20 protein-coding genes and 1 riboswitch are annotated in these 19,998 nt (G+C 68.5%); of the genes, 12 read left to right on the top strand and 8 right to left on the bottom strand.

What is annotated here, in order from left to right; genetic code table 11:
• Positions 1 to 12: 12 nt before the first annotated feature.
• The 6 genes from EV650_RS20460 (at position 13) to EV650_RS20435 (ending at position 6,752) form a co-directional block, all read left to right on the top strand.
• A complete protein-coding gene (locus tag EV650_RS20460; RefSeq protein ID WP_134120654.1) occupies positions 13 to 1,065 on the top strand; it encodes an SDR family oxidoreductase in 1,053 nt (350 codons plus the stop codon).
• Positions 1,066 to 1,209: 144 nt separating this feature from the next.
• Positions 1,210 to 1,794 carry a helix-turn-helix domain-containing protein gene (locus tag EV650_RS20455; protein ID WP_238174569.1) on the top strand — a complete coding sequence of 195 codons (585 nt, stop codon included), beginning with the start codon at positions 1,210 to 1,212 and terminating at the stop codon, positions 1,792 to 1,794.
• A gap of 110 nt (positions 1,795 to 1,904) precedes the next feature.
• Positions 1,905 to 3,065 (top strand): NAD(P)/FAD-dependent oxidoreductase, encoded by a 1,161-nt coding sequence (locus tag EV650_RS20450; RefSeq protein WP_202874782.1) that lies wholly within the window; start codon positions 1,905 to 1,907, stop codon positions 3,063 to 3,065.
• Entirely contained in the window at positions 3,062 to 4,855 is a 1,794-nt protein-coding gene (locus tag EV650_RS20445; RefSeq protein ID WP_134120652.1) for an FAD-dependent oxidoreductase, read from the top strand. Before EV650_RS20450 ends, EV650_RS20445 begins: the two co-directional genes overlap by 4 nt.
• Entirely contained in the window at positions 4,852 to 5,754 is a 903-nt protein-coding gene (locus EV650_RS20440; protein WP_134120651.1) for a dihydrodipicolinate synthase family protein, read from the top strand. The genes EV650_RS20445 and EV650_RS20440 overlap by 4 nt, the downstream gene beginning before the upstream one ends.
• Positions 5,751 to 6,752 (top strand): proline racemase family protein, encoded by a 1,002-nt coding sequence (locus EV650_RS20435; protein ID WP_134120650.1) that lies wholly within the window; start codon positions 5,751 to 5,753, stop codon positions 6,750 to 6,752. Before EV650_RS20440 ends, EV650_RS20435 begins: the two co-directional genes overlap by 4 nt.
• Here EV650_RS20435 and EV650_RS20430 read toward each other — a convergent pair.
• From EV650_RS20430 to EV650_RS20420, 3 genes are read right to left on the bottom strand one after another with little or no spacing between them, the layout of a single operon-like run.
• Positions 6,749 to 8,371, bottom strand: a complete 1,623-nt coding sequence (locus EV650_RS20430; RefSeq protein ID WP_166678225.1) for a glycoside hydrolase family 32 protein — start codon at positions 8,369 to 8,371, stop codon at positions 6,749 to 6,751. The genes EV650_RS20435 and EV650_RS20430 overlap by 4 nt on opposite strands.
• Positions 8,372 to 8,380: 9 nt before the next feature.
• Positions 8,381 to 8,734, bottom strand: coding sequence for a UBP-type zinc finger domain-containing protein (locus EV650_RS20425; RefSeq protein ID WP_134120648.1), 354 nt, complete (start codon positions 8,732 to 8,734; stop codon positions 8,381 to 8,383).
• Between the two features lie 44 nt (positions 8,735 to 8,778).
• Positions 8,779 to 9,417, bottom strand: coding sequence for an HD domain-containing protein (locus EV650_RS20420; RefSeq protein WP_134120647.1), 639 nt, complete (start codon positions 9,415 to 9,417; stop codon positions 8,779 to 8,781).
• Positions 9,418 to 9,452: 35 nt separating this feature from the next.
• On the opposite strand from EV650_RS20420, the gene EV650_RS20415 reads away from it, so the two are divergent.
• Entirely contained in the window at positions 9,453 to 10,451 is a 999-nt protein-coding gene (locus EV650_RS20415) for a GlxA family transcriptional regulator (protein ID WP_134120646.1), read from the top strand.
• On the opposite strand, the gene EV650_RS20410 is transcribed toward EV650_RS20415, so the two are convergent.
• The 3 genes from EV650_RS20410 to EV650_RS20400 are packed head-to-tail and all read right to left on the bottom strand — an operon-like array spanning position 10,437 to position 12,630.
• Complete coding sequence (locus EV650_RS20410) at positions 10,437 to 11,276, bottom strand: 5-oxoprolinase subunit C family protein (RefSeq protein ID WP_134120645.1); 840 nt, start codon at positions 11,274 to 11,276, stop codon at positions 10,437 to 10,439. The genes EV650_RS20415 and EV650_RS20410 overlap by 15 nt on opposite strands.
• Positions 11,273 to 11,878 carry a 5-oxoprolinase subunit B family protein gene (locus tag EV650_RS20405; protein WP_134120644.1) on the bottom strand — a complete coding sequence of 202 codons (606 nt, stop codon included), beginning with the start codon at positions 11,876 to 11,878 and terminating at the stop codon, positions 11,273 to 11,275. Before EV650_RS20405 ends, EV650_RS20410 begins: the two co-directional genes overlap by 4 nt.
• Positions 11,878 to 12,630, bottom strand: coding sequence for a LamB/YcsF family protein (locus tag EV650_RS20400; protein ID WP_134120643.1), 753 nt, complete (start codon positions 12,628 to 12,630; stop codon positions 11,878 to 11,880). The genes EV650_RS20405 and EV650_RS20400 overlap by 1 nt, the downstream gene beginning before the upstream one ends.
• 85 nt (positions 12,631 to 12,715) lie before the next feature.
• Between EV650_RS20400 and EV650_RS20395 the strand changes: the two genes are divergently transcribed.
• From EV650_RS20395 to EV650_RS20385, 3 genes are all read left to right on the top strand, one after another.
• Positions 12,716 to 13,438, top strand: a complete 723-nt coding sequence (locus EV650_RS20395) for a GntR family transcriptional regulator (protein WP_134120642.1) — start codon at positions 12,716 to 12,718, stop codon at positions 13,436 to 13,438.
• A gap of 78 nt (positions 13,439 to 13,516) precedes the next feature.
• Positions 13,517 to 14,950: an aminopeptidase P family protein gene (locus EV650_RS20390; RefSeq protein WP_134120641.1), complete on the top strand. Its 1,434-nt coding sequence runs from the start codon at positions 13,517 to 13,519 to the stop codon at positions 14,948 to 14,950.
• 181 nt (positions 14,951 to 15,131) lie between these two features.
• The gene (locus tag EV650_RS20385; RefSeq protein WP_134120640.1) at positions 15,132 to 15,359 is read left to right on the top strand and encodes a hypothetical protein; all 228 of its coding nucleotides are present in this window, start codon (positions 15,132 to 15,134) and stop codon (positions 15,357 to 15,359) included.
• A gap of 1 nt (position 15,360) precedes the next feature.
• Here the strand turns inward: EV650_RS20385 and EV650_RS20380 are convergent, their stop codons facing one another.
• The gene (locus EV650_RS20380; RefSeq protein WP_134120639.1) at positions 15,361 to 16,779 is read right to left on the bottom strand and encodes an alpha/beta fold hydrolase; all 1,419 of its coding nucleotides are present in this window, start codon (positions 16,777 to 16,779) and stop codon (positions 15,361 to 15,363) included.
• A gap of 154 nt (positions 16,780 to 16,933) precedes the next feature.
• Positions 16,934 to 17,026, top strand: a riboswitch (glycine riboswitch).
• A gap of 80 nt (positions 17,027 to 17,106) precedes the next feature.
• On the opposite strand from EV650_RS20380, the gene EV650_RS20375 reads away from it, so the two are divergent.
• Both EV650_RS20375 and EV650_RS20370 read left to right on the top strand, forming a co-directional pair.
• Positions 17,107 to 18,480 (top strand): L-serine ammonia-lyase, encoded by a 1,374-nt coding sequence (locus tag EV650_RS20375; RefSeq protein WP_134120638.1) that lies wholly within the window; start codon positions 17,107 to 17,109, stop codon positions 18,478 to 18,480.
• A 54-nt stretch (positions 18,481 to 18,534) separates the two neighbouring features.
• Positions 18,535 to 19,206 (top strand): TetR/AcrR family transcriptional regulator, encoded by a 672-nt coding sequence (locus EV650_RS20370; protein WP_134120637.1) that lies wholly within the window; start codon positions 18,535 to 18,537, stop codon positions 19,204 to 19,206.
• A 24-nt stretch (positions 19,207 to 19,230) separates the two neighbouring features.
• Here the strand turns inward: EV650_RS20370 and EV650_RS20365 are convergent, their stop codons facing one another.
• Positions 19,231 to 19,938 carry an SDR family NAD(P)-dependent oxidoreductase gene (locus EV650_RS20365; protein WP_134120636.1) on the bottom strand — a complete coding sequence of 236 codons (708 nt, stop codon included), beginning with the start codon at positions 19,936 to 19,938 and terminating at the stop codon, positions 19,231 to 19,233.
• Between the last annotated feature and the right edge of the window lie 60 nt (positions 19,939 to 19,998).

Genomic DNA, 19,998 nt, shown 5'->3' with positions numbered 1-19,998 from the left:
AAGGCTGTCTGCATGGACAAAGTCGCGCTGGTCGTGGGTGCTCGCGGAGTGATCGGGACGAATCTGGTCGAGCATCTGGCGTCACTGCCGGATTGGCGGGTGATCGGGCTGTCCCGTCGCGGCGGGGTCGATGTACCTGGCCGGGTTCGCCACGTCGCTGTGGATCTGCTCGATCCGGACGACACTCGGAGGCAGTTGTCCGGGCTGACTGAGGTGACGCACGTGTTCTACGTCGCGTACCAGGACCGGCCGACCTGGGCCGAGCTGGTCGCGCCGAATCTGGCCATGCTGGTGAACGTGGTCGACGCGATCGAACCGGTCGCGGGTGGGCTGCAGCACGTCAGTCTGATGCAGGGCTACAAGGTTTACGGCGCACATCTTGGGCCGTTCAAGACGCCGGCGCGGGAGGATGATCCGCCGCACCTGCCGCCTGAGTTCAACGTCGACCAGCAACGGTTCCTGGAGGATCGTCAGCAGGGCAAGGCGTGGACGTGGTCGGCCTTGCGGCCGTCCGTGGTTGGTGGCGCCGCGTTGGGGAACCCGATGAATCTGGCGGTGGCGATTGCTGTGTACGCGTCGATTTCGAAGGAACTCGGCGTACCGCTGAGGTTTCCTGGCAAGCCTGGTGCGTACGACGCGCTGCTCGAGCTGACCGATGCGGGATTGTTGGCGAAGGCAACGGTATGGGCGGCGACCGCGCCGGCGGCGGCGAACCAGGCGTTCAACATCACGAACGGCGACCTGTTCCGCTGGAACGAGTTGTGGCCGCGGCTGGCCGCTTGGTTCGGGCTGGAGGCGGCGCCGCCGTTGCAGATGTCGTTGCAGGACGTGATGGCGGACAAGGAGCCGCTGTGGAAGGAGATGCAGGCCACCCACGGGCTGGCCGCGACATCGTTCGAGGAGATGTCGTCATGGCCGTTCGCGGACTTCGTGTTCGGCTGGGACTACGACTTCTTCGCCGACGCATCGAAGTCCCGGCGAGCCGGCTTCCACGAGTACGTCGAGACCGAGCAGATGTTCTACGAGATCTTCGCCGACCTGCGCAGACGCGGCATCATCCCGTGATTGGTCACGGGGCCTCCCGTCCTGGACTGAGGAGCGCAGGGAGCGACGCGACCGGAGCGACGAGGGAAGGACGGGAGCCAAGGCCCCGGGACCCGCCGTGCCGGAGGCGCGGCCATTGAATATGGCATGCTCCGGGCTGTGACGATGGGTGCGGGAAAGCTGCTTGGGACGAACCTGCGGGCGCGGCGGGACGAGCAGGGCATCTCGCTGTCCGAGCTGGCTCGCCGGTCCGGGATCGCGAAGGGGACGCTGTCGCAGCTCGAGTCCGGTGCGGGCAACCCCACGATCGAGACAGTGTTCAGTTTGTCGAACGCTCTCGGTGTACCGGTGTCGGCTCTGCTGGCCGAGACGCGGGCCGCCGACGTGGTGCTCGTGCGGTCCGCGGACGTCGACGTACTGTCCGGTGACGCGATCGACCTGCGGATGCTCCGGCGGCTGGAGCACCCGGGTGGGCTGTTCGAGATCTACAACCAGGAGATCCGGCCGGACGCCGTACAGCACTCCGACGGTCATCCCGGGACCGAGCACCACATCGTCCTGGCTGGTCGCCTGCGCATCAATACACACGGGCAGACGGAGGAACTGGGGCCGGGCGACTACCTGGCCTTCCGGGCGGCCGGGGCACACGGCTATGAGGCGGTGGACGGGCCGGTGCGGTCGGTGCTGCTGCTCGAGTATCCGCCGGATGTGTACCCGACGGCCGCTGGTGGACCGCATCTGCCGGGATAGTTCCGGAAGAGTTCCGGGAGAGGGCCGGTTGAGTGCATTGACCGGTCGCCGGAATCGCGCGTACTCTCGATATCGTTCATTTTAGCGAACGACCATCGAGGAGCGCCGTCATGCACCGGTCCGTGACACCCGACGTCGTGGTGGTCGGCGCGGGCATGGTCGGGGCAGCGTGCGCGGACGCGTTGTCGGCGGCCGGGGTGCGGGTGCTGGTGATCGACCGCGACGGTCCGGCCGCGGGTACGACGGCGTCCGGCGAGGGCAATGTGCTCGTCTCGGACAAGGAGCCGGGGCCGGAGCTCGACCTGGCGATCGCCTCGCGTGCGGAGTGGGACGTCGTCCGCGGGCGGTTGTCGGAGCGGGTGGCCGACGTGGAGTGGGAGGCCAAGGGCGGCGTCGTGGTGGCGACCGGGGATCCGGAGCCGTTGACCGCGTTCGCGGTGAAGCAGCGTGAGGCTGGGGTCGTGGCGCGGGTGATCACGCCGGCTGAGGTGTTCGACCTCGAGCCGCTGATCACGCCACGGGTGACGGTCGGGGTGCACTATCCGGATGACGCGCAGGTCCAACCTGTGTTGGCGGCGACGGCTTTGCTGGCGATGGTTCGCGAGCGTGGTGGTGAGGTGCGGTCCGGCGTCAACGCGATCGGCGTGCGGCAGTCCCGTGGGCGGGTGGTCGGCGTGGATACGTCGGACGGTGACATCGCGTGTGGTGCGGTGCTGAATGCGTGCGGGCCGTGGGCCGGTGCGTTCGGTGCAGCGGCGGGTGCGCCGATCGAGGTGCTGCCGCGGCGGGGGATGGTTTTGGTGACTGCGCCGCTGCCGGAGTGCGTGCGCCACAAGGTGTATGACGCGGACTACGTCGGCGCGGTCGGGAGTGGCGACGCGGAACTGCAGACGTCCACGGTGGTCGAGTCGACTCGGGCTGGGACGGTGTTGATCGGGTCCAGTCGGGAGCGAGTCGGGTTCGACGACGCGGTCCGCGTGCGGGTGCTGCGGGAGCTCGCGCGGAAGGCAGTCGGCTTGTTCCCGTTCCTGGGCGATGTGCCGGTGATGCGTGCGTACGGCGGATTCCGTCCGTACGCACCGGATCATTTGCCGGTCATCGGTGCGGATCCACGGGTGCTCGGGTTGTGGCACGCCACCGGTCACGAAGGCGCCGGCATCGGGCTCGCGCCTGCGACGGGCCGTCTGATCACGGAGCTGTTCCTCGGCCTCGCCCCGCATTTGGACCCATCACCCTTCCGAGTCGACCGCCCGGCGGTGATCGCGCGATGACTGCTTATTTACGCCCGCGCTCGGGCGATCCGGCTGGGGTTGGTACGCCGCCTGCTGTGGACGTCAGCGTCGACGGGCACCCGGTCACGGCTCATACCGGTCAGACGGTGGCCGCCGTACTGCTTGCCAACGGTCGCGACACCTGGCGGACCACTCGCGTCCACAACCGTCCCCGGGGGACCTTCTGCGGCATCGGCGCCTGCCAGGACTGTCTGGTCACGATCAACGGTCTCGCCGACGTACGCGCCTGCCAACGCACAATCACCAACGGCGACGCCATCACAACCCAAACCGGCGCCGTCCTACCTGCTACCTCACCTCCTGAAGCCACAGCGGTGCAGTCTCCGAACGCCGGCCGGGACCAGCGGGTCGGCTCGGCGGGCCGGGCGCGTGCTTCCGAGGTGGTCGTTGTGGGTGCGGGTCCGGCGGGGGTCGCGGCTGCGCTGGCTGCGGCGGATGCTGGAGCTGAGGTGCTGCTCGTCGACAACGGGCGGTCTGTTGGCGGTCAGTACAACCGGCAGCTTCCGGCGGAGTTCGCCGCTCGTCGTCCGGAGCGCATTCAGCACGAATGGCGGACGTTCGCGGACCAGCGGGATCGCCTGACCAGTCACCCGCGGATCACGTACCTCCCGGAGACATCGATCTGGGCGATCGAGGACCTTCGCCTGTGGGCGCAGCAGGGTCCGGCGGACGCGGCCGGTCGGCAGCCGTTCCCGATCGATGCCGGGGCTGTGGTGCTGGCGACCGGTGCGTACGACCGCGTTCTTCCCTTCCCTGGTTGGGATCTGCCCGGTGTCTACACGGCCGGTGCGGCCCAAGCTCTCGCCAAAGGACAACGCATCGCGATCGGGCGACGCGTCCTGGTCGCGGGCACCGGACCGTTCCTGCTTCCTGTCGCTGAGTCCCTGATCGGAGTCGGCGCACACGTCGTCGAGCTGCTCGAGGCCAACTCGCTGACAACAGTTCGCAAGGGTTGGGCGACCGATCCGTTGGTTGCCCCCGGCAAGCTTCGTGAAGCCGTCGGGTACGGCGCTCTGCTCGCGCGACACCGCGTTCCGCTCCGCCACGGCTCGACTGTGATCGCCGCGCACGGCATGTGTCACGTCGAAGCCGTCACCGTCGCTCGCCTCGACTCTGCGTGGCGGCCCATCCCCGGCAGTGAACGCCGCGTCGACGCAGATGCCGTCTGCGTAGGCTTCGGATTCACCGCCAACCTCGAGCTTGCCGTCTCCGCCCGTGCCGCAATCACCACCGGCCCCGACGGCGGCCCAGCGGTAGCCGTGGACGCCAACCAACAGACCACCACCCCCGGCATCTACGCCGCCGGCGAACTAACCGGCATCGGCGGCGCCGCCCTCTCCACCGCCGAAGGCACCCTCGCAGGCCTCGCCGCAGCCCACCACGCCCTCGGCACACACTCAGCTTCTCTGGAGGATGGTGTTCGGGCGGCTGTTGTTCGGGGGCGGCGGTTTGCGGGGGCTCTGGGGCGTGCGTATCCCGTGCGGGATGGCTGGAAGAGCTGGAGTGATGCGGAGACGGTTGTCTGTCGGTGTGAGGAAGTCACCCGGGGAGAGATTGAGGCGGCTGCCGGGGATCGTGGGCTGGGGGACGGGCGGGCGTTGAAGTTGAGCAGTCGGGCGGGGCTGGGGATGTGTCAGGGGCGAGTTTGCTCGCGCAACGTCGCCGCGTTGCTGGCCGGGCCGGGCGACGTACCGAAACCAAGCATGAAACGACCGATCGCCGTACCAGTGAGGCTGCGGGATCTAGCTCAAGCTGAGGAGAATTTATGAGCGAGAAGTTGGACGGCGTGATCGTCGCGACCGCACTGCCGTACGCCGAGGATGCGTCGGCGCCGGCGGGGTTGCGTCCAGACCTGGACAAGTACGCCGAGCACTGCCGCTGGCTGGTCGACAACGGCTGCCGCGGTGTCGGGCCGAACGGTTCGCTGGGCGAGTACTCGTCGCTCACCGACGACGAGCGCCGCGCGGTGGCGAGGACCGCGATCGAGGCGGTCGGTGACGACGGTGTCGTGGTCGTCGGTGTCCACGGGGTCGGTTCGCATCAGGCGCGAGCCTGGGCGGAGAAGGCTGCCGAGGACGGCGCGGACGGCGTGCTCTGCCTGCCGCCGACGATGTACCGGGCGAACCGTGGCGAGGTGATCAACCACTTCACCGAGGTCGCGAAGGCCGGACTGCCGGTGATGGTCTACAACAACCCGATCGACACGAAGGTCGACCTGACCCCGGACCTGCTCGCCGAGATCGCCGAGATCGAGAACATTGTTGCGGTGAAGGAGTTCTCTGGTGATGTCCGCCGGATCCTGGAGATCCGCGAGCTCGCGCCGGACCTGGCGGTGATCGCGGGCGCGGACGACCTGACGCTCGAGGCGCTGCTGATGGGTGCGACCGGCTGGTTCGCCGGCTTCCCGAACGTGTTCCCGAAGGAATCGGTCCGTTTGTACGACCTCGCCGTGCAGGGCAAGCTGGAAGAGGCCCGGGCGTTGTACGAGCCGCTGGTCGCGGCGTTCCGGTGGGACTCGCGGACCGAGTTCGTCCAGGCGATCAAGTACGGCATGGACTACGTCGGACGGTTCGGCGGACCGTGCCGACCGCCGCGGGGGCCACTCGTCCCCGAGCACGTCGCGCAACTGGAGCAGGACATGAAGAAAGCAGTGGAGTCCCTGGCATGAGGTCCGTCCGGACGATCACCGCGATCGACTCGCACACCGAGGGCATGCCGACCCGCGTCGTCACCGGCGGGGTCGGCGTCGTCCCGGGCGCGACAATGGCGGAGCGGCGCGAGTACTTCGAGAAGCACCTGGACGACCTGCGGTTGTTCCTGATGAACGAGCCGCGTGGTCACGCCGCGATGAGTGGCGCGATCCTGCAGCCGCCGACCCGGTCCGACGCGGACTGGGGTGTGCTGTACATCGAGGTCTCCGGGTTGCTGCCGATGTGCGGCCACGGCACGATCGGCGTCGCGACCGTGCTGGTCGAGTCTGGCATGGTCGAGGTGACCGAGCCGGTGACCCAGGTCCGCCTGGACACCCCGGCCGGCCTGGTCGTCGTCGATGTTGCTGTGAGCAACGGTCGCGCGGAGCACGTGACGTTGCGCAACGTGCCGTCGTACAGCCATGTACTGGACGCCTCGGTGCAGGTCCCGGGGTTGGGAACGGTGACCTACGACCTGGCGTACGGCGGGAACTTCTACGCGATCCTGCCGTTGGAGCAGCTCGGCATCCCGTTCGACCGCGCCGAGAAGGACCGGATCCTGCAAGCCGGCCTGGACATCATGGACGCGATCAACGCCGCGGATCGTCCGGTGCATCCACTCGACCCGGGCATCAATGGATGTAAGCACGTCCAGTTCACCGCACCTGGCGAGAACGGCGCCGACTCCCGCAACGCGATGGCGATCCACCCCGGTTGGTTCGATCGGTCGCCGTGTGGCACCGGCACCTCGGCCCGGATGGCCCAGCTGCACGCCCGCGGCAATCTCGCCCTCGACACCGACTTCGTCAACGAATCGTTCATCGGCACCCGCTTCACCGGCCGCCTGATCGAAGAAACCACCGTCGGCCCGTACCCCGCCGTAATCCCCACAGTCACCGGCCGAGCCTGGATCACCGGTACCGCCAACTACCTACTGGACCCCGACGACCCGTTCCCGACCGGCTTCGTGCTCTAGACGGACGGCCAGATCGAATCGAGTTCGACGACTTCGAGATCGCCGACTGTGCAGTCGGCGACTGAAGCGGTGAGTGTCAGGTCGTAGTGACCCGGCTGGACACAGGCCGTCAACGAGGCCTCGCCGTCGTTCGCGATGACCTCGACGGAGGTCGTGTCGACGACGACGTCGAGCTTGGTGAGCGCGGTGATCGTCGGCTGTTCGCCATCTAGTACGGCGATGCGGTCCGACGTCACCGTGACGCGCGTACCGCAGATGTCGAGCGCCAGTTCGCCCTCCGGCGCGAGGGTGACGGCACAGGTGATCCGGAGCAACGGCCACGCCGTACCGATCCGCCACGGACTGCCTGCAACCAGCACGCGGGTGGACCAGCTGTGACGACTTCGGGCCAGGCTCTCCAGTTCGGGCACCGGCGTGCGGTACATCCGCAGACCGTCATCGGTGCGGTGCAAGGAGAGTTCGCAGGGAAGGCTCACCTGCTGGTTGAACGGCATGTTCGGGTACCGGCCGCCGCGCATCCACGCGACCTGGATCCGCCGGGGCTCCGCCGTGCTGCCGGCCGCCCAGCTCTGGGTCGCGTAGAAGTGCGGCCCGCCGTCGACCTGCAACTGCCCGGTCTCCTCGACGAAGGTCCGGCCGTCGAAACTGCCGATCGAGTACCGCCCGTCGCCGCGGACCAGCACCCAACGAGACTGGTCCGAGCCGGCCACCCCGAGCTCGAAGAAGTCCGGACACTCGAAGCTGTTCGAGATCGAGCTGTCCAGCGACTCCCAGTGCAACAGGTCGTCTGAGCGCAGCAGGTGGTAGCGGTCGTCGCCGTACAGCACCATCACCCACTGGGACCGCCGGTGATCGCGGAACACCATCGGATCGCGCTCCGGCAGGTCCATGATCGGGTTGCCGGCGTAGTGCGCCCAGGTCCGTCCGCGGTCCAGGCTGTACGAGACGCACTGCGAGCGGTTGTCGTTGCGCGACCAGAAGGCGACCATCGGCGGTTCGGCGCCGGGCTCGCCGAGGCCCGAGGTGTTGTCGTGGTCGACCACGCAGCTGCCCGACTGTACGCCGGTGTCGAGGGACTCCTCGAAGAACGCCGGCTCCAATTCGGTCCAGTGCAGAAGGTCGTTGCTGACGGCATGGATCCAGCACTTGTTCCAGCGCTGGGCGAACAGGTGGTACTCGCCGTCGTGGAAGACCAGCCCGTTCAGGTCGTTGAGCCAGCCCTCCTCACGCTCGACCGGGTTCAGCCGGTGCATCGCCCACTGCCGGGCGGTGAAGTGGAGCTGCGGACGCAGCGCTTCCTGGTACAACGGGGACCGAGCCGTGACGACGCTCGGTGTCGAGCTGAGCACGACGTCGCTCACGCGGATATAACCGGCCTCCTCGACGATCTCCAGGTACGCCTCCTGGCCGAGCCACTCCGTCAGATCGAAGGACGCTGCGTGCGGCAGTTCGGTCGCACGGCCCGTCTCGGTGCGGACGATCCGTCCGTTCACAACGACGTTCAAGCAGGTCTTGTATTCGTAGTCGCCGCCGCTGATCCGGAAGTTCAGGTACGGCCGCGAGACGACGAAAGGCGCGGTGGAGTCACCGACGACGATATCGCCGGACACGTCGGCCACTGGCCCGGCTCAGCGGTGGAGCTTGGTCTGCCAGTCTGCTGGGACGTTCCCGCCGGGGACCGGTTGGGTTTCGGGGCGGGAGGTTGGTGGGGCGAGCTCGGGGCCGTTGTAGTACTCCGACTCGCCGTAGTGCCAGAACCAGTCCTCGCCCGGCTCGAAGCTGCGGACGATCGGGTGCCCGGACTCGGCCGCGTGGGCGGAAGCGTGCTGGGCGGGGGAGGAGTCACAGCAGCCGATGTGACCGCACTCGGCGCACCGGCGGAGGTGGAACCACCAACCGTCGACTGCCAGGCACTCGACGCAGCCGGTGCCGCTCGGGGGGACAGCGCTGTCGATACCTGGAGCTCCGGAACTCTCCGTCATACCGCACATCCTTACCCGTCCACCGTCCCCGGACAAGCAAGGTCCTACTCGGGCCAGGGCGAGTTCTTGATGACGTCGACGAAGTCGGTGTGGTGGAAACCGGGGACGAAGTGTTCGAGTACGTCGGACTTCACGTTGCCGAACGTTGTCGACGGGCGCTGCTCGATGCCCTCGGTGAAGGCCGCGAGGATCCGGTTCTTGAAGTCGGGGCGGGGATGGGCGTCGGTGACGGCGGTGCGCTGGTCTTCGGAGATGGCGTCGTACCCGAGGCCGAGGACGTCGAGCTCGACGCCCCGGGTGACGAGCGCGATCTCGGCGGGCAGGTGGAGCGGGATCTCCGGCGTGGTGTGCAAGGCGATCGCGGTCCAGACCCGGTCGGCGGCGTCGCCCGTGATGCCGTGCCCGACGAGGAACCGCCGAGCCTCGTCCGCGCCGTCGATCTCGAAACGCTGATCGGTACGGCGGTAGCGCTCGGTCAGACCGAGGTCGTGGAACATCGCCCCGACGTACAGCAGTTCGGCGTCGAAGGTGAGCCCGAGGCCCGAGCCGCGGAGGGCGCCGAACAGGTAGACGCGGCGCGAGTGGTCGAAGAGAAGTGGCGACGCGGCCGCCCGCACTAGTTCGGTTGCTTCCTGAGCGAGCTTGCTGTCCGGGATGCTCACCCCGGCGATGGTTTCGGTCATGGCTCCAGGCTCGCGGCGAGAGCTACGCTGGCGCCATGTCCCTATCGCCAGATGAACCACAGATTCGGACACACCGGGTCGCCTTCGTCGTGTACGACGGCGTGACGCTGCTCGACGTGAGCGGGCCGCTCGAGGTCCTGCACCAGGCGAATCAGATCCGGAAAGGGTGCTACGAAACGCTCCTGGTCTCGGCCTCTAAAGGCCAGGTGACGACGTCGTCGGGTCTGGTGCTGGCCGGGGTGATCGCCGCGGCAGAGGTCGGCCCGGTCGACACGGTTGTGGTGGCCGGAGCTGATCAGCTCGTCGATGGCATGCCGGATGAGCTCCTGCGTGTGACAGCAACCGCCGCGGAGCGGGCGAGCCGGGTTGCGTCGGTGTGCAGCGGGGCGTTTGTCCTCGCAGAGCTCGGGTTCCTCGACGGACGGCGGGCGACGACGCACTGGCGGCATGCGGCCGCGATGGCACGGCAGTACCCCAAGGTGATCGTCGAGTCCGACGCGCTGCACATCACCGACGGGCGCTACGTGACGTCGGCCGGCATCAGCGCGGGCATCGACCTCGCGCTCGCACTCGTCGAGGCCGACTACGGCGCCGCTCTGGCCCGGGCAACCGCCCGCGAGCTGGTGGTCTTCCTGCAACGGCCCGGCGGACAGTCGCAGTTCTCGGTCGCGCTGGAGACGCCGCCGGCCCGCAGCGATCCGCTGCGGATGGTGACCGAAACCGTCGTAGCGGATCCCGCGGGCGACCACACCCTGCCGAAGCTCGCGGCATCCGCAGCGGTCAGTCCGCGGCACCTGACCCGCTTGTTCCGGACTGAGTTCCGCACCACGCCGGGCCGCTGGGTCGAGCGAGTGCGACTCGACCGGGCGCAGCAGCTGTTGCTCGACGGCCACAGCATCACCAAAGCAGCCCGACTCAGCGGCCTGGGCAGCGACGAAACCCTACGCCGCGCCTTCGCCCGACATCTCAGCATCACGCCGACCGAGTACCTCCGCCGCTTCCAGGCGACCGGTCAGTCGCTACAGACCGAGTAGACGGACCGGCTGGCCGGGCCGCACCTGCGCGCAGGCGTCCAGGTCGGCGTCGGCGACGTACGCGATGACTGGGTAGCCGCCGGTGACGGGGTGGTCGGCCAGGAAGATGACGGGGGTGCCGGAGGGTGGGATCTGGATGGCGCCGCGGGCCATGCCCTCGCTGGCCAGCTCGCCGGACCGCGCGCGTTCCAAGGGCGTGCCGTCGAGGCGTACGCCGACGCGGTTGCTATTGCTGCTGACCTGGTAGGTCTGCGAGACGAGGGCCTGCCATCCGGCATCGGTGAACCAGTCCCGCCGTGGTCCCGGCGTCACCCGCAGTACGACCTGGCCGCCGGCTGGATGTGCGACCGGAGCGAGATCGACCCCAGGCATCGGCTCAACCGGCCGACCGATCGGAACCGTCTGGCTCGCGACGAGCGGCGAAGGACCGAGACCGGACAGCAGGTCGGTGGAGCGCGAGCCGAGGACCGGCGGTACGTCGACGCCGCCGCGGATGGCGACGTACGTCCGCAGACCCGTGAGCGGTGCACCGAGGTGCAGCAGTTGTCCCGCCCGCAGCGTGGCGGGAGCATTCAAAGGCACGCCGGTGCACGGGGCGCCGGTGATCGCGACGACGAGGTCGACGTCGGCGTGCACGACCAGTCCGCCGAACGTCACCTCGATCGCCGCAGCCCCGGCGGCATTGCCGACCAACCGATTCGCCAGCTCGTACGCCGCCCTGTCGCAAGCCCCCGAGGTCGGTACGCCGAGCGCTGCCTGGCCGGCTCGTCCGCGGTCCTGGATCGTTGCCAACGGCCCCGGTTCGAGAACGGTCAGGCTGCTCATCCACGACCCGCGTCGACGAATCGGACCCTACGGCCGGGATGGAACAGTGCGGCCGGATCGCGTTCCTGGTCGAAGATCTTCGCCGTGGTGCGGCCGATCAACTGCCATCCACCGGGGGACTCGCGCGGGTAGACGCCGCTGAACTCGCCGGCCAACGCGACCGCGCCGGTGGGGACCTTCGTCCGGGGTGATGACCGGCGAGGGATGTTCCAGTCGCCGGCCGACGTCAGGTAGCCGAATCCCGGGGCGAAGCCGCAGAAGGCGACGGTCCACTCGTCGGCGGTGTGGCGGCCGATCACGTCGTCCTTGCTACAGCCGAGGAGGTCGGCGACGTCACCCAGGTCGGCACCGTCGTAGATCACCGGGATGTGGATGAGATCGCCGGTTGTCCGGCTGTCGGCGGAGGGAGTCAGATCGTGCAGGGTTCGCGACAAGGTGGCGAGGTCGCCGGTTGTGGTGACCAGCACGGTGCGCGCGGCCGGGACGATGTCGATCACATCCGCCGGCGGATCCGCGGCGAGCGCGGTGTAGTACCCGATCACCTCGTCGAGATCGTCGAGCTCGACCAGCAGCGCCCGATCACCCGCCGGGAGGATCCGCATCAGCCGGTGAACGGGCTCAACATGACGCCCGCTCCCTCCAACGCACCACGCACCCGCCGAGCGATGTCGACCGCGCCCGGGGTGTCGCCGTGCACGCAGATCGACGCCGGCTCGACCACCAACGAGCCACCCGCGTTGTCCTGAATCGGCTGCCCGGTCGCCATCGCCGTACACCGGGCCGCGATCTCGTCCGCATCGTGCAGCACGGAACCGGCCTCGCGCCGCGACACCAAAGTCCCAGAGGGTGTGTACGCACGGTCCGCAAAGGCCTCATGTACTGCGGACAAACCGGCCTCGGCCGCGAGCTCGAGCCAGGCAGAGCCAGGCAGCCCCAGCACCGGAAGCGACTTGTCGTACTCCGCAACCGCCGCGACAACCGCGGCGGCCTGCTCGCGATGGTGGCCGATCGTGTTGTACAGCGCGCCGTGCGGCTTCACGTACCGCACCCGATCACCAGCGATCCGGGCGAACGCGTCCAGCGCACCGATCTGGTAGACCACCTCGTCCCGCAGCGCGGCTGGCTCGATGTCCACGAATCGCCGTCCGAAGCCCGCCTTGTCGGCGTACCCGACATGCGCCCCGATCGCGACCCCGCGCTCGACCGCCTCGGCCGTCACCCGCCGCATGATCGACGGATCGCCGGCGTGGAACCCGCAGGCCACGTTCGCGCTCGTCACGACGTCGAGCAGCGCCGAGTCGTCACCCACCGACCAGGAACCGAATCCTTCACCCAGATCCGCGTTGAGATCCATGCACTTGAGCGTAAGGATTGTTCAACAATCCTGCAAGAGGCTTGTTCTACTTTTCCTCGTCCCTCCGGTGCGGGATGATGCGGAGATGAGTACGGGTGGGGGCGAGACCGAACGGCAGGCCTGGCTGCGGACCGTCGCGGCCGACGTCGCGCGACTGGACCGCAGCAGCTCGGCCGAGCGGGCCGCGGACATCCTGCGCCGCAGTATTACCGAAGGTGCGCTGCCGCCCGGCGCCCAGCTCTCCGAAGTCGAGCTGACCGAGGTCCTGGAGGTCAGCCGGAACACGTTGCGCGAGGCCTTCCGGCTGCTGACTCACGAAGGGCTGCTGGTCTACAAGCTGCACCGTGGAGTGTTCGTACCGGAGCTGGACGAGCATGACGTGGTCGACCTGTACCGGCTCCGCCGGGTCCTCGAGGTGGACGTTGTCCGCGGTCTTGCCGACCGCGACCCGGAACTGCCGGCGAGCCGCCTGGAGCCGCTGCAGGACGACGTCGAGGCCGCCGAGGCAGCCGCTCGCGCGGACCGATGGCCGGCGGTCGGTACGGCGAACATGCGCTTCCATCAGCACCTGATCGGTCTGGCCGACAGCTCGCGAATGGACGCGATGACGGGTCGACTGCTCGCGGAGCTACGACTCCTTTTCCACGTGATCGCGACGCCACGCGAACTACATGAGCCCTACATCGAGCGGAACCGCGCGCTGTTCGAGCTCCTCGAGGCTCGCAAGTACGACGAGGCCGCGACCGACCTCTACGAGTACCTGCTCCACTCCGAGCAAGCCATCCTCGCGGCCTTCCGCGCGCGATAGCCGGATAAGGGCTTGCGAACCCCGACAGAAACCTGAGTTGATGAGTGAAACCGTCAGTTGCAAAGGGGAGCACAGCTCATGACCGATGACGCCCGGGCCGACCAGACGCCGAAGTCGTACCGCCCCATCGACGCCAAGGGGTTCCGGGACTTCATCTCGCGTGGCTGGGGGCAGGTGGACCGCTCCGTCTCGGTGCCGGAGGGGCTCGCCGAAGCGGCCGCGGCGCATCGGCGGAAGCTCGCCGCGGCGCTGCCAGGACGGCGGATCGCGCTCGCGGCCGGCCGGGCGCCGGTCCGGTCGAACGACACCGACTACCAGTTCCGCGCCGACAGCGACTTCGTCTGGCTGACCGGTTGCCAGGCCGAGGGCGCCGTACTGGTGATCTCTGGAGACGGCGACGCGACGCTGTATCTGCGTGAGACCGCCGGGCCGGACGAGGCGGACTTCTTCGCGAACGCGCGCGACGGCGAGTTGTGGATCGGTCCGGTGCCGGGGCTGAAGGACTGGTCGGACGCGCTGCAGATCGCCTGCCGCCCGATCGAGGAACTGCCGGCGGCGGTCCGTGGCGCGGTCCCGTTCATGCTGTCGGTCCCCGGTGTGGAGCCGATGCTGGACGCCTTGGTACGGACGTCGCCCACCGACGGCAACGCACTCCGGCAGACGCTCGCCGAGCTCCGCCGGATCAAGGACGACTGGGAGCTCGACCAGCTGCGCGAGGCGGTCGCGGCCAGCGTGCTCGCGTTCGGCGACGTGGCCCGCGAGCTGCCGGAGGCGATCCGTGGTGGCGGTGAGCGCTGGCTGCAGGGCACCTTCGACCGGCGGGCGCGGACCGCGGGCAACGGCGTCGGGTACGCCTCGATCGTTGCTGCTGGCAACCACGCGCCGGTGCTGCACTGGGTCCGCAACGACGGCGCGGTGAACGAGGGCGACGTGATCCTGCTCGACGCCGGCGTCGAGACCCGCACCTTGTACACCGCCGACGTGACCCGGACGTTCCCGGCGAGCGGTGAGTACACCGCGGCGCAGCGGCAGGTGCATGACCTGGTGCACAAGGCGCAGCTCGCGTCACTCGAGGCCGTCAAGGTCGGAGCGCCGTACCGCGCCTTCCAGTACGAGGCGCTGCGGGTGTTGGCCGAAGGGCTGCGGGACTGGGGTGTGCTCGAGGCGTCGCTCGACGAGCTGCTGGGCCCGGACGGTCAGCAGCACCGCCGGTACATCGTCTGCGGGACCGGTCACTACATCGGCCTCGACGTACACGACTGTGACGCGTCCCGGCCGGAGGCGTACTTCGCCGGCACCATCGAGGCCGGTATGGCGCTCGCGGTCGAGCCCGGGCTGTACTTCCACCCGAACGACGAGACCGTGCCGCCGGAGCTGCGCGGCATCGGCATCCGGATCGAGGACAACGTCGTCGTACACCCGGACCGGCTGGAGATTCTGACCGAGGATCTGCCGATCACTACCGACGGGCTGGAGCAGTGGACCCGCTCACACCTTGGTGACTCCCGCTAGCGCAAAGTTACCCCGTCACAAGCAGTAACATTCCCGCCTGCCGCACGATGTACAGAGCGGGGGAGGGTCGCACTCGGCCCGGCGCGTGGCTGTGGGGGGCCGCGAACCACGCGCCAGGCCGAGGCGGCCCCGGCTGGGGCCAGGGGGGACCCAGGATCCCCGGGTACGGGGAGTAGTCAGCATGAATCTCAAGGTGCGTGTAGTTCACTGCGGAAACCGGCGCTGGTACGCCGACATCGACGACGCCGACGATCCGCAGCCCGACGACCCGTTCTGGTACGTCGACAACTGCCGGACGCAGACGCAGGCGCTACAGACTGCCTGCGCCGAGCTCCGGCTGATGTCCGGCCGGCTGGTCCGTGGCGACCACCTCGACCGCGTTCTCGACATCACCGGCGTACCGGTCTGAGTCAGCCGACTGGTGGTACTGCGGCACAGCTGCTGCCACGCTCCGGCACGTTGCGCGCGATCAGGTAGTTGTCGATCGTGCTCTGCATGCACGGGCTGCTGTTGTAGCTGCCGTGTCCCCAGCCTTCGTACGTCAGCAGTACGCCGGACCGGCCGAGCTGACGCTGGACACTCTGTGCCCAGTTGTAGCCGGTCGCCGGGTCGTGGATCGCGTTGGCGAGCAGCACCGGCGTCTTCAGCCCGCGGACCTTCAGCACGTGCTGCGGGTTGTTCGCCTTCGGTGCACCGAGACACATCGAGACCGCCATCAGCTGACCGGGGTAGCGCATGTCCGGGTTGTTGCGCGCGAGCCGCTGCAGGTGGGCGGCGTACTCGCGGTAGTCCTTGACCGGAAGGTTCCAGTCCTGGCAGAACACAGCCAGCGGATTCGGCGCCAGTCCGGTCGGCGTCGCCTCAGTTGACGCAGTGGCCTGCTCTTCCAGCATGTCGGCGAGCGCGGACCACTTCGGGTCGTAGAGCATCCTGAACACCGTGAAGCTCAGCTTGAACGGATCCGCCGAACGCGCGAGCAGATCGGCCCACAGGGCGTGGATATCGCGACCGTGCAGCGAACAGCTCGCCGTCGCGTCGCACCACTTCACGAACTCGTCGAACGAGTCCTGCGACGCGGACGCCTGGTCGTCGAGGAAGGCCCGGGTCGACGGCGAACTGTGGTCGCTCACACTCTCCAGCACCATCGCGCGAACCCGCTGCGGGTACGTCTCGGCGTACTGCGCCCCGAGCACCGTGCCGTACGAGCTGCCGTGGAACGAGATCGTGGACTCACCGAGCGCCCGGCGTACCGCGTCGACGTCGCGCACCGTCTGCCAGGTGTCGATGTGGTCGTACAGCGGGCCGGTGTTCTCGCGGCAGTCCGCGGCGAGCTGCCGGTTGTAGCTGATCGTCGCGCGGAAGTCGGCGTTGCTGGTGATGATCGGCGACGGCTGCTTGGCGAGCAGAGCGGCCGAGCACTGCACCGGGTTGCTGCGCGCGATGCCACGCGGGTCGAAGCTGACGATGTCGAAGCGGTCCTGCAGGTTCGCGCTGAACCGGCTCATCCCGGTCTTGATCCGGTCGACGCCGGAGTCGCCGGGACCACCCGGGCCGAAGACCAGAACGCCCACGCGTTCGCTCGGGACCTTCGCCGTACGCCGGGCGATCGCGAGGTCGAACGTGGGTCCACCGGGGTCGCGCCAGTCGACCGGCAGGCGGAGCGTCGCGCACTGCGAGCCCTTCACCTTGGCGGGGTCGTCCTTGCCCTCCGGTTTGCAGTCGGTCCAGTGCACTCGCGGAGTGGTCGCCGATGCGGGGATGGTGGTGATTCCGGCGGAGGCGACGCCGAGAACTACAGCGCCGGTGAGGGCGCGTTGGATGAACGTCATGTCCTCGATCCTTCGGCAATCGCTTGCTGAGGGCATCAGGGACGAGCCCCGCGTGAACCCCGATCGAAGCGTGGGGGACGTTCGGGGTGGCCGGATTGACGGCGTACCGAAGACCGCCGTACCGTCCAGACCGTCACTCAATTCAACAGCCGCATGAACCCGTGCGGGAGAGCCCCAGGCGTGACCTGGGCGCCGTAGGAGCAACTCTCCCCAAGAATCTCTCAGGCACCTTCACCGCGCGGGTGAGGCATCTCTGGAGGACGTCGGGTCCAACAGAGCGGGGAGGACACCAATCGGTCAACGGCGACCGGAAGGAACCTCCACACGATGGCGATCAGCGTCTTCGACCTGTTCAGTATCGGGATCGGCCCGTCGAGCTCACACACCGTGGGACCGATGCGCGCCGCCCGCACCTTCGCACTCGGCCTCGCCGCTGACGGTCTGCTGGCCGCGACGGCGACCGTCCAGTCCCAGCTCTTCGGTTCGCTCGGGGCGACCGGACACGGCCACGGCAGCAACAAGGCGGTCCTGCTCGGCCTCGAGGGCGCCGACCCGGAGACCGTTGCCACCCACTCGGTCGACGCCCGGGTCGAGACGATCCGCGAGCGCGGCCGGCTCGTGCTGGCGGGCGAGCACGAGATCGCGTTCGACGAGAACACCGACCTGGTGATGCATCGCCGCAAGGCGCTCCCGTACCACCCGAACGGGATGATGTTCGTCGCGCTCGACGCAGCCGGCGCAGTACTGCGGGAGCGCACGTACTACTCGGTCGGCGGAGGATTCGTCGTCGACGAGAACGCGGCCGCCGGGGACCGGATCGTGCTGGACACGACCCCGCTGAAGTACCCGTTCACCACCGGCGCCGAGCTGCTCGAGCGGTGTCGCGAGTCGCAGCTGTCGATCAGCGAGGTGATGCTCGCGAACGAGCTCGCCTGGCGGACCGAGGACGAGATCCGCGACGGGCTGCTGCGGATCTGGCAGGTCATGCAGGACTGCGTCCGCGAAGGCTGCGAGACCGAGGGCATCCTGCCGGGCGGGCTGAAGGTGCCGCGCCGGGCGCACGCGTTGCACCGTCGGCTGAGCGACGATCCGTGGTCGGTGGACCCGCTGAAGGTGATGGACTGGGTCAACCTGTTCGCGCTCGCGGTCAACGAGCAGAACGCCTCCGGCGGCCGGATCGTCACCGCGCCGACGAATGGTGCCGCCGGCATCATTCCCGCCGTACTGCACTACTACCGGCGCTTCGTACCGGGTGCGACCGACGACGGAGCGGTCCGGTTCCTGTTGACGGCCGGGGCGATCGGCGTGCTCTACAAGGAGAACGCGTCGATCTCCGGCGCCGAGGTCGGCTGCCAGGGCGAGGTCGGGTCCGCCTGTTCGATGGCCGCGGCCGGTCTGTGCGAGGTCCTCGGCGGTACGCCGCAACAGGTCGAGAACGCGGCCGAGATCGCGATGGAGCACAACCTCGGCCTGACCTGCGACCCGGTCGGCGGCCTGGTGCAGATCCCGTGCATCGAGCGGAACGCGATGGCCTCGGTGAAGGCGATCAACGCGACCCGGATGGCCATGCACGGCGACGGCGTCCACGTCGTCACCCTCGACAAGGTCATCAAGACCATGCGCGAAACCGGCGCCGACATGAAGATCAAGTACAAGGAGACCTCCCGCGGCGGGCTCGCCGTCAACGTCATCGAGTGCTAGCTGGCCTAAAATAATTGGTCAGCTGGACATTTCCGGTGACCGGAAGGCGGGCGGATGACGACACCTCCTGTGCGTGGGCGGGGTCGTCCGCGCGCCGGCCAAGAACTCGACGTGGCGAGGCTGTTGTCGGGGGCGCTCGAGGCTTTTGCCGAGAACGGGTACGACGGCACGTCGGTGCGGGAGCTCAGCCGGCGGTTGGGAGTGAGCCATGCGTTGCTGACCGCGCGCTTCGGGTCGAAGGAAGGGCTGTGGTTCGCGGCCATTGAGCATGCCCTGACCGAGGTCGAGCGGTCGTGGGAGCAGGTCGCTCATACTCCGGCCGTCGATGACCTCGAAGCGCTGCGCGAGGGGATCATCCGGCAGGTGCTGTTCACCGCCGCGCACCCGCAGGTGCAGCGGATCATGGAGCATGAGGGCGCGATCGACAGCCCGCGGGTGCGGTTCGTGTTCGAGCGTTTCGTCAGCCCGCTGCGTCCGGGCGTCGAGCAGTTGCTGGCGCGCCTGGTCGAGACCGGACGGATCCGTCCGATTCCGTACGCGACCTTGCACTTCCTGCTGGTGGCCGGCGGCGGAGCGCCGTACTCCCGGCCGGTCGAGGCGATGCTGCTCGGGGCGCCGGTCCGGCCGAACCAGGCCCAGATCCAGGCCCACGCCGAGGCGGTCGCGGACGTACTCATCAACGGCATCGTTGCCCCGGGCGGTCGACAGGGGCACGCTGGAGATTAGTAGCCAGTTGGATTTCCTCGGTCCTTACCAGGGGACGGTGCCGTGCAGGCTTAGGTATTCGGCGGTTGGGCCGTCGGGGGTGATGGTGGCGAGGCGGACGATGATCTCTGCGCCTTCCTCGACGGTCTGGTAGCCGGTTCGGCCGTTGAAGTCGGTTGCGGTGTAGCCGGGGTCGACGGTGTTGATCCGCAGGTCCGGCAGTTGGCGCGCGTACTGCACGGTCAGCATGTTGAGCGCTGCCTTGGAGGCGCCGTACGCCGGAGCTGGCACCCAGACGGGTACGACGTCCGAGTGCGCCGCCGGGTCGACGGAGGTCGCGATCGAGCCGAGCCCGCTGGACACGTTCACGACGACAGGATTGTCGCTGCGCTCGAGCAGCGGCAGGAATCGGCGGATCATCCGCACCGGGCCGTACACGTTCAGGTCGAACACCTGGTGGAAGTCGTCCGCGGTCAAGTCCCGGACGTCCTTACGCGGTCCCGGGATGCCCGCGTTGTTGATCAGTACGTCGAGCTGGCCGGCCTCAGCCGCGAACTGCTCGGCGGCCGCGTCGACGGACTCGTCGCTCGTGACGTCCAAGGTCAGGTAGTGCGCGCCGAGGTCGGCGGCGGCCTGCTTGCCTCGCTCCGGGTCGCGGGCACCGATGTAGACGGTGTGTCCGGCCTCGATCAGCCGGCGGGCGGTCTCGTAACCGAGGCCTCTGTTCGCTCCAGTGATGAGTGTCGTGGTCATGCCTTCACTCTCCAGTCATGACTGGTGAGCAGGTAGTACCCGCGATGTCCTAGGGATTGG

Origin of the sequence: Kribbella kalugense (assembly GCF_004365875.1) — a bacterium.
In the GTDB taxonomy this organism is placed as follows: Bacteria; Actinomycetota; Actinomycetes; order Propionibacteriales; family Kribbellaceae; genus Kribbella; species Kribbella kalugense.
Note: the sequence above shows the minus strand (reverse complement) of the source record. Positions and strands in the feature narration are given on the sequence as shown.